The following is a 12,820-nucleotide window of genomic DNA, read 5'->3' as shown; positions in this document are numbered from 1 at the left end:
TGTTCGGGTCACCCGAGCTTGTCGGCGTGCCGGTGCACGACGCGCCATCCGCCCGGCTCCCGCCGGTACACCTGCGTGGCCCGCAGCGTGAAGGTGCGCGGCTCGCCGTCGACCGATGCCGAGGCGCGCTCGTAGCCCACCGTGTACGCGGCTTCGCCGAGCACGTCGAAGGCGATGAGGTCGAACGCGTAGTCGGTGCAGTTCGAGAAGCTCGTCGACAGCTCCTCGAACGCGTCGACGAGTTCAGCGCGGTTCGAGGCGTTGCGCCAGGCGCCGAGCACGCTGACCGGTTCGTCCGCCGACCAGATCGCGCGACGGGGGCCGTCATCGCCGTCGAACATGGCGCGTTCGGCCCGCACGAACTCGCTCTGGAGCCAGATCAGGAAATCCTCGCGATCGCTCATGGTCTCAGGATCCTCCGGTCTCCTGCCGTGCACAATCACCTCGTGCGCCCTGCTGGCCTGGAGGCGGCTGCTGTGCCAGTGTGAGCAGCGACCCGTGTCGAGCGTGCGACGGAAGGCCAGTCATGAGCGAGGAATCGGCGATCGTCGCCCCGGCAGTCGCGAGTCCCAGGGCACCCGTGTCCCGCTGGCGGCACCGGCCCTTCATCGAGATCGTCGCCGTCGCGATGCTCTCGGTGACCGCCATCCTCACGGCGTGGTGCGGCTTCCAGGCGTCGAAGTGGAGCGGCGAGCGGTCGATCGCCTTCGCCGAGGCATCCGCTGCCCGGGTCGAGGCGAGCGATGCCGACAACCAGGCGCGTGAGGCCCGGGTCGTCGACCTGATCATCTACTCCGATTGGGTCACGGCGGGCGCTCAGGGCGAGACGGCCCTCGCCGACGCCATCGAGGCCCGGTTCACCCCGCACTTCGCACTCGCCTTCGACGCGTGGCGAGACGGCGACGAGGCGGCCCAGGGCCCGTTCGCGATGCCCGAGTACGTGCCGCCGGGAACAGCCGAGAGCGCGGAACGCTCGGCGTACGCCGAAGCGAGGTTCGCCGACGCGGTCGAGGACACCGAGCGGGGCGACAGCTACTCGCTGCTGACCGTGCTGTTCGCCCTCGTGCTGTTCCTGACCGCGATGGCCCAGCGCGACATCCACCACATCGCGGCGTGGATGATGCTCGGGCTCGCGGGTCTCATCGCCGTGGGCGGACTCATCGTGCTGCTCACCTTCCCGACGCGATTCTGAGCCTGCGGCGCTCCTTCGGCGGCGCGGCGCGCCCGTGCTCGCCCCCCGAAAGCGGGTGAGCATCCCTCAGTGTCACCCCTGTCGCGGTGCGATGCCGCGTCACTAGACTCGCGCCAGGCAGGCTGCGGATCATGCGCGAGCAGGGGATGGGACGTCGACCGCCACGGGCATCGGGAGCGGTGCTCGCGGCCGGTGCCGTCCTCGCGCTCGCAGGCTGCAGCGCGAACGTCGGCGACGGCAGCTCGCTCAGCTCGTGGACGGCCGGGATCAGCACGCGATGGCAGTCGTTCGTCGAGGTCGTGCTCGTGCCGGTCGGCGACGCACTGCTCGCGATGCTCGTCGCGTGGCTCGTGCTCGCGGTCGGTGGACGGCTCGTCGCGCTCATGCCGGGCGTGCGGAACCTGACGATCCGCCGTCGCACCGGAGCCGTCCTGCGGGTCGTCGGCTGGGCCCTCGTCGGGATCACCCCGGTCGTCATCGTGATCGCCACCGCCTCCGTGAGCGACGGGTTCGCCGCCTGGCTCGTGGTCGCCCTGCCGCTCGCGCTCGTCGCGATCGCGGTGCTCGGCCCGGGGCTCGCGAGCCGCTCGCGCCTCGACGCCAAGGTGATGGACTCCGACGGCTCGGTGAACACCGCGTGGTCGATCGACGCCCTGAACCAGGTGCGCAACGCGAACCTCGATGACCCCGCCGAGCGCGTCGAGCGGCCGAGCACGCCCGACCTCGGCGAGTTCATCGCGATCGCCGACCGCAGCGGCAGCGGCATCGCCTCCGCGATCGCCTGGCTGTTCCAGGTGCTGTTCAACTCGGCCCCGTGGATGCTGCAGGTCACGATCCTCGACGAACGCTCGGGCATCGCGACGCTGCGCCGCAACGGCCACCCGGTCGACGAGGTCGAACTCGCACTCGAGTGGGAGTCGGCCCAGTCCGACCAGCACCGCAAGCTGCTCGCGCTCGCCGCGGGCTTCACCGCGATGACGATGGCCGAACGGTATCCCGACGTGCGCGGGTTCTATCGCGCGACGGGCTGGAAGTCGGTCGGGTTCCTCGGCCTCGCGCGCATGACGAGCGGCGCCGAGCACCGCCACTACCTGAACCGGGCGATCGAGGAGGACCCGACGAGCATCCTCGCGGAATACGATCGCGTCTTCGACCGGGTCGACGGGCTCGACGACCAGACGGCGCACGAGGCCTTCCTCGACCGCATCGAGCCGATCGTGAACCAGGCGGCCTGGCTCTGCGGCGAGCCGCCGGTGTTCGACGACGTGCCGCCGAAGGTCTGGCACGCCTACGTGCGCACCGCCGCCGCGGTCGGCGGACGGCGCCTCGACCCCTCAGATGTGCGCGCCGCCCTGCGGCCGATCCGCATCCGCCTCGACGAACGTCGGCGGGCCCGACCGCCCGCACCCGAGCCGCATGCGATGCTGCTGCGCAGCCTGATGGCCTACCTCACGGCGGCCCGCAACTGGTCGGCCTTCGTCGACCTCGCCGGCGAGACCGACGGCGACGGCACGGGCGACGGCGACGGCGTCGCCGTGCGACGCGAACGCATCCACGATGCCGTCGTGCGCTACATCGCGCTCCTCGAGCACCAGACCGGCGGGCCGCGCCGCGACCCGAACCGGGTGCTCTCGCGCATGCGCGCCCGAGCCGCCCTCAGCTACGTGATCTTCACCCCCGGCATCGCCGACGAATGGGCCGCAGCGGATGCCGCCGGCTCCGCCGCCCGCGGTGCGGCACGGCTGCCGGCGAAGCAGGCGACGGAGGCCCGGGTCGCGGCCGCCGCTCGCCGCTGGATGGAGGATGCGAACGGCTCGCTCGAGGTCGAGATCCGCTACTCGTGCGCCTGCTTCACCGCCCGCCGCGCCCTCGCGGTGGCCGCGCCCGAGGAGCACGACGCCCTCGTCGCCGAGGCGATCCGAGGCATCCGCTATGCCAGGCAGGTCGACTTCTACCAGCGGGAGGCCGCGCGCGACCCCGAACTGATGCTGCTCGGCCGCGAACCGCGCATGCGCGAGCTCGTGCTCGCCCCCATCAGCTCCCCGTGGCAGATCGCCCGGTTCGCGGCGGTGCGCGACCGGCTCGAGCAGCGCGGCATCTTCGATCCGGCCGGCATCGCCGACGCGTCCGGCCTGCTCGGCCTCGGCGACGCCCTCGGCCTCGGCGCCGAGGAGTTCGCGATGCTCGTCGACGCCTCCGAGATCCTCAAGACGGGCATGGCGACCGACGAGGGCTGCCTGACCGAGACCGAACGGCTGCGGGCGGTGCGCTACCTCATCGACGGCGCCGACTTCTCGATCCGCGCGCTCGCGGGACATTTCGCGCAGGAGTTCGACGCCCTGATCCGGTCGGTCGCGCGCGCGGTGCTCTGGGTGCCGACCACCGAGGAGCTCGAGGACATCGCCCGTTTCATGGTCGGCCTGCTGACGCACCTGAACGCCGCGTCGGTCGTCGACGTGCCGTCGTCGCGCCCGGCCGAGCCACCGAAGCCGGCCCCCTCGACGACGACCCAGGGCTCGGAGCCGAACCCCGCGGTGCCGGCCCGACTCGCGGGCGGCGCCTTCGGGTCGTTCACCGCCTGAAGGGCTGTTTTGTGGAAAACCGAACAGGATTCGGCCGCACGACTCGGGCTTGCTAGCATCCGCTCGTGCACATCCTCCGTCGGGTGATCGTCATCGTCGCCGTCACCGCCCTCGTTCTCATCGCCGCGTTCACCGGGGTCTACCTCTGGCAGCAGCCGATCCTGCTGACCGGCACCGGCTACGCCGCCCACAACGCGTGCGCCGTCACCGAGGTCGCCGGTCGCGACGACCCGGCCACCGACCTGCCGCCGAACCCGCTCGTGCCCTACCTGCAGGTCGACGTCGACGACGACGCCGACCGCACCACGGGCTCGATCCTCGGCGCGATCGCGCACCAGACGGCCTGGTACACCGACGGCTTCGGCTGCACGCTCGCCGACCAGCGACCCGAGCTCGGCGAGGCCACCTCGATCGACGCGCAGGGCAACCCCTTCACCGACGCCGCAGCGCCCGCCGCCCCGACCCCAGAGGCCGACGCTGCGCTCGAGCAGGCGATGGGCCGGGCGTTCGGCGACGAGCTCGCGGCATCCGACCAGGAGGCGCTCGGCACCCGCGCGGTCGTCGTCGTGAAGGACGGTGAGCTCGTCGCCGAACGCTACGCCGACGGCTTCGACGCCGAGACCCCGCAGCTCGGCTGGTCGATGTCGAAGAGCGTCGCCGAACTGATGACCGGAATGCTGGTCGAGCAGGGTGTCGTCTCACTCGACGACGACCACCTGCGACCCGAGTGGACCGACGAGCGCGCCGACATCACCGTCGAAGACCTGCTGCGCATGCAGAGCGGCCTCGAGTGGGACGAGACCTACGACCTCGGCACGCCGATCACCCGCATGCTCTACCTCGAGCCCGACATGGGCGCCTACGTCGCGAGCCTGCCCCTCGAGCACGAGCCCGGCACGGTGCAGGAGTACTCGAGCGGCAGCACGACCCTGCTCTGCTCGGTGCTGACCGAGCGCACGGGCCTCGGCGCCGACCTGCCCCGCCAGACCATCCTCGGCGCGCTCGGGCTGTCGACGGCCGTCTTCGAACCGGATGGCGCGGGCACGCCCGTGTGCTCGTCGTACCTCTGGGCGGCACCCCGCGACTGGGCTGCACTCGGCCAGTTCGCGCTGCAGGATGGCGAATGGAACGGCGAGCAGCTGCTCCCCGAGGGGTGGATGGACGACACCCTCACGAACGTCGACCACGAGGCGACCGACGACCCCGGCTACGCGATGGGCTTCCGCACGAACGTGCTGCCCGACGGCAGCCTGCGCTGGCCCGAGCTGCCCGACGACACCTACTACATGAGCGGACACGACGGGCAGAAGGTCGTCATGGTGCCCTCGGAGGAGCTCGTCGTGGTGCGCATGGGCTTCACCCCGGCGGCCGACGACGAGCCGTCGGAACGGCAGCTCGTCGCCGACGCGATCGCGGCGCTCGGCTGACCGCAGCGCCGGTCGAGTAGCGCGGCGTCTCGAGACCTCGCGAAGCGAGCAGAATCGGAGAAGCACGGGCTGCGAGCGGTGCATATCGTCGAAGACATGAACACGGAAACGACCAAGCTCACCACCATCGACTCGATCACCCTCGACGCGGCCGACCCCGACGCGGCCGCGCGCTTCTACGCCGACGCCTTCGGGCTCGGACCGCAGGTTCGCCTCCGGGCAGCGGATGCCCCGTCGAGCGGGTTCCGCGGATTCACCATGTCGGTCATCGTGTCGCAGCCGGCCGATGTCACCTCGCTGTTCGACTCCGCGGTCGCCGCCGGCGCCTCGGTGCTGAAGCCGGCCGAGAAGTCCCTGTGGGGCTTCGGCGGCGTCGTGCAGGCACCCGACGGCGCGATCTGGCAGGTCGCGACCTCGTCGAAGAAGGACACCGGCCCGGCGACCCGCACGATCGACAACCTCGTACTGCTCATCGGCGCCGAAGACGTCGGCGCGAGCAAGCGCTTCTACGTCGACCGCGGGCTCGCCGTCGCGAAGAGCTTCGGCAGCTACGTCGACTTCGCCGCCCCTGGCAGCCCGATCGGCCTCGGCCTCTACAAGCGGCGTGCGCTGGCCAAGACCGTCGGCGTCGCCGCCGAGGGCTCGGGGTCGCATCGCATCCGCATCAACGGCAACGCCGGTGCGTTCACCGACCCCGACGGCTTCGAATGGGCGGGTGCGGGGGAGTAGCGCGAGCCGCGGCATCCGTTCGATAGCCTGACGAGATGACCGCACCGGCCGCCCGAACGACCGACCTCGCGCCGACCGCGATCCTCGTCGTCGGCGCGCCGGCGTCGGGCAAGTCGACCGTCGGTCGGCTGCTCGCCGAACGCCTTCGCCCCGGTGCGTTCATCGAGGGCGACGCGCTCTGGCAGATGGTCGTGGCGGGGCGCGAAGACATGGCCGACCCGCCCAGCGAGGCCGCGCTCGCGCAGCTCGAACTGCGCTACCGGCACGGCGCGATGCTCAGCCGCTCGTTCGTCGAGGCGGGCATCAGCGCCGTGCACGTCGACAACATCTTCGGCGACGGGGTCACCGCGCAGCTCGACCGCATGCCGCGCCGTCGCGCACTCGTCGTGCTGCGGCCGAGCGTCGAGGCGATCGTGCGCCGCGAGACCGAACGCGGCACTGGTGCCTACGACGGGTGGATCGGCGACGACACGCTCGCCGACGCGGTGCGCACGTTCGACGGATGGGTCGGCGAGGTGCCGCCCGTCGGCCTCTGGGTGGACTCGACCGGGCAGACAGCCGAGCAGACGGTCGACTGGATCGTGGACCGGTTGGACTCGGCACTCGTCGGCTGAGCGTTCGACTCGAAATGGCGGCTGACGATGTGGGACGATCGCGCTCGCGGCTGAGAGAATCGACACTGCGCTCCATTCGGGGCGAGCACGCCGCCCAAGAGGAGCACGAATGACCGCCGAAGCCACCACCCCCGGCACACTCCGCCCGCTCAGCGAGCACGACCGCTTCGGCCGCCTGATCGAGCGCCGCGACGGCGCGGACTTCCCGTACTACAACGGAGTGCCGGTCGAGCTCTCCGCCGTGAAGTGGATCATCGTGTGGCTCGCGGTCGCCGCGGGCTTCGCAGCGCTCATCTTCATCCCGACGCCGAACAACCTCGGCGCGCTCCTGCCTCGAACGCTCTTCGTGGTGATTCCGCTCGCGGTGCTCGCCCTCGTCGCCGGTCGCGCCTGGACGGCGATCTTCCGCCGGGTGCGCCTCGTCGACGTCGGCAACATGTTCTTCTTCGCGGCGCTCAACATCGTGCTCACCTTCGTGATCGGCGGCATCGTGTCGCTGATCTTCCCGGTGGCGCCGAACGCGACGATCGCGGGAGCCGGTGCGGGCGGAGTGGTCGACACGATCGCGCTGTACGTCGGCAGCGGCATCCAGCTCATCGGTGAAGAGATCTTCGTCGTGCTGCCGTTCCTGGCGCTCACGTACTTCCTGTTCGCGAAGGCCGGTCTCTCGCGCAAGACGGCGATCATCCTCGCCTGGATCATCTCCGCGATCTGGTTCGGCGCGGCGCATCTTCCGACCTACGACTGGAACTGGGTGCAGGCCATCGTCATCATCGGCTCGGCGCGCATCGCGCTCACCCTCGCGTTCATCCGCACGAAGAACCTCTGGGTGTCGGCGGGCGCGCACATCATCAACGACTGGGTGTTCATCACCGTGTCGGTGCTCACGGCGGCCGCCGTCGTCGGGAGCTGAGGCGTACACATCGGGCCGGAGGTCGACATGGCACGCAGGGACGTTCCCACGAGCACCACGCCCCGCACGATCGCGCGAGTCGCGCTCGCCGCGGGCCTGGTCTTCGCCGGGGTGAGTCATCTCTTCTGGGCGCGCAAGGAGTTCCGCTCGCAGGTGCCGTCGTGGGTGCCGATGGATGCCGACGGCGTCGTCGTGGCATCGGGCGCGGTCGAGATCGGGCTGGGCGCGGCACTCGTGGCATTGCCCCGCGAGCGCCGGCGCATCGGCTGGATCGTGGCCGCGTTCTTCGTCGCCGTGTTCCCGGGCAACATCGCGCAGTTCACCGAGAAGCGAGCCGCATTCGGCCTCGATTCCGATCGCGCACGGGGCATCCGCCTGCTCTTCCAGCCGTTGCTCGTGGCGTTGGCGATCTGGTCGACCGCCGAGCCGCGCCGCTGACGAGGGGACCATAGGGTGGGGCCATGCCCGTAGTCGCCGACGCACGTGCCGAGCTCATCGCCCTCTGCGAGCGCGGCCTCGACTGGCACCCCGAACTGCCGAAGAGCCGAGCGGATGTCTCGGGCCTCCGCCCGGCCGCGGTGCTCGTGCTCTTCGGGGTGCTCGACTCCGTGCCGAGCAGCACCGGCGGAGCCGTGCCGCGCGACCTCGACGTGCTGCTGCTGCGTCGCGCGGCGACCCTCGGCAGCCACGCGGGGCAGATCGCCTTCCCCGGCGGGCGGCTCGAGGCATCCGATGCCGGGCCCGTCGCCGCCGCGGTGCGCGAGGCGCGTGAGGAGACCGACGTCGACGTCGACGGCATCGAGCCGCTCGGCACGCTGCCGCCCATGCCGGTACCCGTGAGCAACCACCTGGTGACGCCCGTGCCCGCGTGGTGGACCCGCCCGTCGGAGGTCGCCGCCGTCGATCACGACGAATCGGTCGAGGTGTTCCGGGTGCCGGTCGGCGAGATGCTCGACCCCGCGAACCGTGCGAACACCGAGCACGTCTACGGCGGGCGCGCGTATCGCTCGCCCGCCTTCACGGTGGGAGGCCGCGTCGTCTGGGGGTTCACCGCGCTCGTGCTCTCGCGCATGTTCGACGAGCTCGGCTGGGCCGAGCCGTGGAACCACGAGCGCATCGTCGAGCCCGACGACCTCTAAGGGCGTGCTCCTGCCGACGGCTTCGGGTCAGGTCCGCTTGCGGCTCGCGATGTCGTCGGCGAGCCGCTGCACCTGGGCGGGGTCCGCGTCCCGGGCGAGTGCGACGTAGTGGTCCATGACGGCCGGCCGGTAGCGCACGGGCAACGTCTGCCCGGGGGCGAGTCGGGTGAGCTCGGTGATCGTGAGGCTCGTGTCCGCGATACCGCGGAACGCGATGCCGTCGGCGGTCTCGACGTCGAGCATCAGGACCACGCGCGGATTGCTGTTGACCTCCCGCCAGTCGACGAGAACGCCGAGCGCGAGCGCCCCGTTGCGCAGTTCGGCGTTGCGCTTGAACGCAGCACTGCTCATGAGCGGGTTCGGGGCCACGCCCGGGAAGTCGGGGCCGACGCCGAGCGATTCCCGACTCAGGTCGGGCCGGAGCCGCTCCATCAGGTCGTCGAGGCCGATCCTCTTCTTCTTCGATCCGAACATCCCGGCCCCTCCCTCCCGCCGGTCCGGAATTCCGGCCCGGCGCTTCGACGTCACCGCGATTGTATGTGTCGGCGGCTCCCCGTCACCGGCTACCCGTTCGGGTTCGTCGCCGCTCCGTCGAGCCAGAGCGTGTCGGTGGCGTCGCTGTGCGTGCCGTCGGTGCCGACGTGCTTGGTGCTGATCGTCGGGCCCTTGGTGATGACGTGCACGAGGGCCATCGCGTGGCCCTGCCCGAGGTCGTAGTCCTCTTTCAGCCAGGCCACGATCGGCGTCGACTTCGTACCGGGGCCGAAGCCCTTCTCGGTCGCGAGATCGACGAACTGGCGTGGCGTGAGCCCGGTCTTCTTCTCGATGTTGTCGAGGTAGGCCTGGAATGACATCTGCGGTCCCTTCGCGGATGCCACCGCGGCATCCCCCTCGAACAGACTCGGGGGCCGAGGCATCCGTCGCCAGTGTTTCGACGTGGGTCGAAAGGTGGGGCGTGCCCGACGATCACATGAACGAGTAGAACGCGGCCTGGCCGAATCCCATGAACGCGCTCAGCACCTCGGCGCCGCCGAGAGCCGCGCCCGCAGCCGCGAACCCCTTCGGTGCGTCGCGACGCAGGAGCACGATGACGCCGAGCGCCAGGGCCGCGATGCCGCAGACGAGCGAGAGCCCGTTGGCGAGCAGGCCCAATCCGCTGATGAGCTCGTACGCCGATGACAGCCCGGTGCTGATCAGCAACGGCGAGACGAGGCCGAGGAGCCGGGTCATCACGACGGCGGCGGCGCCGATGACGAAGGCGATGACCCCGAGCAGCCGGAAGTTCGTCGTCGAGCCCTGGGCGGTGGTCGGTGCGGAATCGCTCATGCGCCCATCATGCCCGAGCGCGTCCCGAGCTCGTGGTGTCTGCGGATGCTGCGAGAGTGAGGTCATGCGACGAATCGGAGCCATCTTCCAGCCCGCCTTCCCACCCGAGCGCCTGCGGTCGGCCGTCGAAGCGGCCGAGGCCGGGGGAGTGCCCGAGCTCTGGCTGTGGGAGGACTGCTTCCAGCAGTCGGCGTTCGCGACGGCGGCCGCCGCGCTGGCGTGGACCGAGCGCCTGCGGGTCGGCATCGGCGTCGCGCCGATGCCGCTCCGCAACGTCGCCGTCACGGCGATGGAGATCGCGACGCTCGCCCGCATGTTCCCGGGCCGGCTGGTGCCGGGCGTCGGTCACGGCGTGCAGCGCTGGATGGCGCAGACCGGCAGCCGGGTCGCCTCGCCGCTCACGCTCATGCGCGAGTACGTGCCGGCACTGCGGCAGCTGCTCGCCGGCGAAGAGGTCACCACCGACGGGCGCTACGTGAAGCTCGACCGCGTGAAGCTCGACTGGCCGCCCGCCGAGGTGCCGCTCGTCTACGCGGCGGGCGAGGGCCCGAAGACACTGCACCTCACCGGCGAAGTCGCCGACGGCACCGTGCTCACCGGCGGCACGACGGCCGAGCGCGCCGCCGAGGCCGTCGCCGCGATCGCGGCCGGGCGCACCGCTGCGGGGCGCGACGGGCGCAGCGAAGTGGTCGTCTACCTCATGGCGGCCTTCGGCGGCGGCGACGCCGAGGCCCGCGTCGCGCACGAGCTCACGCAGTGGAACATGCCCGACGACCAGCGCACCGCGGCGGTGGGCGACGCCTCGGCCGTCGCGGCGGTCGCCGAACGCTACTTCGCCGCCGGGGTCGACGCGGTCGTGCTGCAGCCGACCTCCGACGAGCCCGACCTCGAGGGGTTCATGCGCAGCGTCGGCGAGGTCGCCGGGGCGATCGCGGGCTGACACCGGTCGCTCGGTGGCGGTGAGCGAGCGGATGCCTCGAGCCGGTGCGGCTTCGAGGCATCCGCTTCGCGTCGGTTGCGTCAGGCGGTGCGCCGGCGGCGCACGACCACGGCCGTGATGCCGGCGGCCACGAGAAGTGCCGCGACGAGCGCGGGCACGAGTGCCTGCACGCCGGTGCTCGCGAGGTCCGCTCCGTCCTTGGGTGTCTCGGGGGTGGCCGGGTCGATCGGGGTCGGCACGACCGGGGCATCCGTCGCCGTGTTGGTGACCGTCACGAGGGTCGACGCGCCGTCGGCGATCGTCACCGTGCCGGGACTGAACACGGGCGTGCCCCACTCGACGCCGTCGATCTCGGGCAGGTCGATCTCGGTGAACTCGACGACCGTGCCGACGGGCAGCCCCTGGGGGCCGTCGACGGCGACGCCGTCGGCCCGCACGGTGAGCGTGCCGGTGACCGGCTCGCCGTCGAGCTCGTAGCGGTACTGCACGGTGTACGCGGTGTCATCGGGAACGAGCGCGGATGCCTCGCCGCCGAGCACCTTCGCGACCGAGAATCCGCCGACGGCGCTCGGTGCCGTGGCGTTCGCCGTGTTCGTGACCGTCACGTGCACGACCTCGCCGGCCGCGATCGTGACGACCTCTGGGCTGATCGTCGCGGGGCCCCACTGCACGCCCGGCACCGTCGGCAGGTCGATCTCGTCGAGGTGCACCACGGTGCCGTCGGGCAGGCCCTGCGGGCCGTTGGCGATGGTGCCGTCGGCACGCAGCGGCAGCGTCCCCGTGACGGTGCGGCCGTCGAGCTCGTAGTCGTAGGCGAGGGTGAAGACCGTGTCGCCCGGCACGAGGGCCGCGCCGCTGCCGGTCACGAGCTTGGCAGCGCTGAAGCCGCCGCCGCATCCGAGCGATCCGCCGCCCGTCCAGGGGTAGTTGTGGTGTTCGTTGCCGACGCCCGAGTAGGTCAGGTCGCCACCGACGTGCATCCGGCCGTTCGTGCTCGCCGTCACCTCGGTCGTCGCCATGGGAGCGAGCACCGAGCCCATGAACTGGCTCGAGCCGCCGATGAGCAGCGACGTGGCATCGGTGACGTTCCAGAGGATGCGGGATGCCGCGTTGCCGAAGTCCGGGCTCGAGAAGGCGTCGACCCGCTCGCCGTTCAGCGAGAAGTAGTTCGGTGAGAACGACACGTCCTCGCCCGTGACGTTGATCAGGATCGGCACGTTCTCGGGGATGTTCTCGAGAAACACCTCGAAGGTCGCGGCGAGCGATGCACCGTCGACCTCGAAGACCTGCATGGCGTCGCCGGCGGTGCCCGTGAGAGTCACCCGCCCGAACGCGATGTCGGTCGTGCCGGTGACGGGGCTGGCCCCGAGCGTGGCGGAGGTGTCGTCGACGACCGACCGGAAGTCCTCGTTCGGTGCCATCGCGGCCGCCCGGCCGAGGTCGACCGTGAGGGTGGCGCCGTTCGTGTCGAAGCTGCCGTTGGCCGCGCCGCCGGCCGCGACCGCGCCGCCGCCGTCGAGGTTCGCGCCGACGTGCACGCTGGTGGTCGCCCCGACGGTGATGTCGCCGCCGACCGCGAGCATGGTCGAGCCGCCGGGCGGCACGATGCCCGAGCCGACGCCGACGGTGCCGACGTTGAACACGCCGCCGTTCGCCTTGTCGAATCGGGCGTCGCCCTCGACGAGCAGCAGTCCCTCGGACTCGGCCGAGGTGTCGGTCGCGAGGTAGTCGCCGCCGGCGAAGACGGCGACGTTCGAGTCGGTGTAGGCCGGTACGTTGCCGATGCCCGGCATCCCTCCGGGCGGCGGGCAGAACGCGGCCGGGGCGGCAGCGGTTGCGGCCGGGGCAGCCGTCGCGGGGCCGGCGCCGAGCGCGACCGCGCCGATCAGGGCCAGACCGGTCGCGGATGCCGCGGCGATGGCGGTACGCATGACGAAGTGGGTGCGCTCGCGCGCAGA

General features: G+C 71.4%; 14 protein-coding genes. 9 read left to right on the top strand and 5 right to left on the bottom strand.

The features are described 5' to 3' along the window. Nucleotides 1-8 precede the first annotated feature (8 nt). Nucleotides 9-404 (bottom strand): nuclear transport factor 2 family protein, encoded by a 396-nt coding sequence (locus ASD23_RS00690; RefSeq protein ID WP_056004983.1) that lies wholly within the window; start codon nt 402-404, stop codon nt 9-11. Between the two features lie 122 nt (nt 405-526). On the opposite strand from ASD23_RS00690, the gene ASD23_RS00685 reads away from it, so the two are divergent. The 8 genes from ASD23_RS00685 (at nt 527) to ASD23_RS00650 (ending at nt 8,596) form a co-directional block, all read left to right on the top strand. After that, the gene (locus ASD23_RS00685) at nt 527-1,192 is read left to right on the top strand and encodes a hypothetical protein (RefSeq protein WP_082571071.1); all 666 of its coding nucleotides are present in this window, start codon (nt 527-529) and stop codon (nt 1,190-1,192) included. 131 nt (nt 1,193-1,323) lie between these two features. After that, complete coding sequence (locus ASD23_RS00680) at nt 1,324-3,774, top strand: hypothetical protein (RefSeq protein ID WP_157376960.1); 2,451 nt, start codon at nt 1,324-1,326, stop codon at nt 3,772-3,774. A gap of 65 nt (nt 3,775-3,839) precedes the next feature. Continuing rightward, entirely contained in the window at nt 3,840-5,201 is a 1,362-nt protein-coding gene (locus ASD23_RS00675; protein ID WP_056004979.1) for a serine hydrolase domain-containing protein, read from the top strand. A gap of 96 nt (nt 5,202-5,297) precedes the next feature. Further along, the gene (locus ASD23_RS00670; RefSeq protein WP_056004977.1) at nt 5,298-5,930 is read left to right on the top strand and encodes a VOC family protein; all 633 of its coding nucleotides are present in this window, start codon (nt 5,298-5,300) and stop codon (nt 5,928-5,930) included. A 35-nt stretch (nt 5,931-5,965) separates the two neighbouring features. Next, complete coding sequence (locus ASD23_RS00665) at nt 5,966-6,544, top strand: hypothetical protein (RefSeq protein WP_056004975.1); 579 nt, start codon at nt 5,966-5,968, stop codon at nt 6,542-6,544. Between the two features lie 109 nt (nt 6,545-6,653). Then, nucleotides 6,654-7,457, top strand: coding sequence for a CPBP family intramembrane glutamic endopeptidase (locus tag ASD23_RS00660; RefSeq protein ID WP_056004973.1), 804 nt, complete (start codon nt 6,654-6,656; stop codon nt 7,455-7,457). A 27-nt stretch (nt 7,458-7,484) separates the two neighbouring features. After that, a complete protein-coding gene (locus tag ASD23_RS00655; RefSeq protein ID WP_056004971.1) occupies nt 7,485-7,895 on the top strand; it encodes a DoxX family protein in 411 nt (136 codons plus the stop codon). A 23-nt stretch (nt 7,896-7,918) separates the two neighbouring features. Next, nucleotides 7,919-8,596 (top strand): NUDIX hydrolase, encoded by a 678-nt coding sequence (locus ASD23_RS00650; RefSeq protein WP_056004969.1) that lies wholly within the window; start codon nt 7,919-7,921, stop codon nt 8,594-8,596. A gap of 27 nt (nt 8,597-8,623) precedes the next feature. On the opposite strand, the gene ASD23_RS00645 is transcribed toward ASD23_RS00650, so the two are convergent. The 3 genes from ASD23_RS00645 to ASD23_RS00635 all read right to left on the bottom strand — a co-directional run bounded on the left by ASD23_RS00645 (nt 8,624) and on the right by ASD23_RS00635 (nt 9,922). After that, nucleotides 8,624-9,070 carry a hypothetical protein gene (locus tag ASD23_RS00645; RefSeq protein WP_056004967.1) on the bottom strand — a complete coding sequence of 149 codons (447 nt, stop codon included), beginning with the start codon at nt 9,068-9,070 and terminating at the stop codon, nt 8,624-8,626. Nucleotides 9,071-9,159: 89 nt separating this feature from the next. Beyond that, entirely contained in the window at nt 9,160-9,450 is a 291-nt protein-coding gene (locus tag ASD23_RS00640; protein WP_056007492.1) for a DUF4287 domain-containing protein, read from the bottom strand. A 112-nt stretch (nt 9,451-9,562) separates the two neighbouring features. Next, nucleotides 9,563-9,922: a hypothetical protein gene (locus ASD23_RS00635; protein ID WP_056004965.1), complete on the bottom strand. Its 360-nt coding sequence runs from the start codon at nt 9,920-9,922 to the stop codon at nt 9,563-9,565. A 64-nt stretch (nt 9,923-9,986) separates the two neighbouring features. On the opposite strand from ASD23_RS00635, the gene ASD23_RS00630 reads away from it, so the two are divergent. After that, nucleotides 9,987-10,862 (top strand): LLM class flavin-dependent oxidoreductase, encoded by an 876-nt coding sequence (locus ASD23_RS00630; protein WP_056004963.1) that lies wholly within the window; start codon nt 9,987-9,989, stop codon nt 10,860-10,862. An 80-nt stretch (nt 10,863-10,942) separates the two neighbouring features. Here the strand turns inward: ASD23_RS00630 and ASD23_RS00625 are convergent, their stop codons facing one another. After that, the gene (locus ASD23_RS00625; protein WP_056004961.1) at nt 10,943-12,793 is read right to left on the bottom strand and encodes a choice-of-anchor A family protein; all 1,851 of its coding nucleotides are present in this window, start codon (nt 12,791-12,793) and stop codon (nt 10,943-10,945) included. Nucleotides 12,794-12,820: the final 27 nt, after the last annotated feature.

The organism is Agromyces sp. Root1464 (assembly GCF_001427265.1).
In the GTDB taxonomy this organism is placed as follows: Bacteria; Actinomycetota; Actinomycetes; order Actinomycetales; family Microbacteriaceae; genus Agromyces; species Agromyces fucosus.
This window is presented reverse-complemented; position numbering and strand designations above follow the sequence as displayed.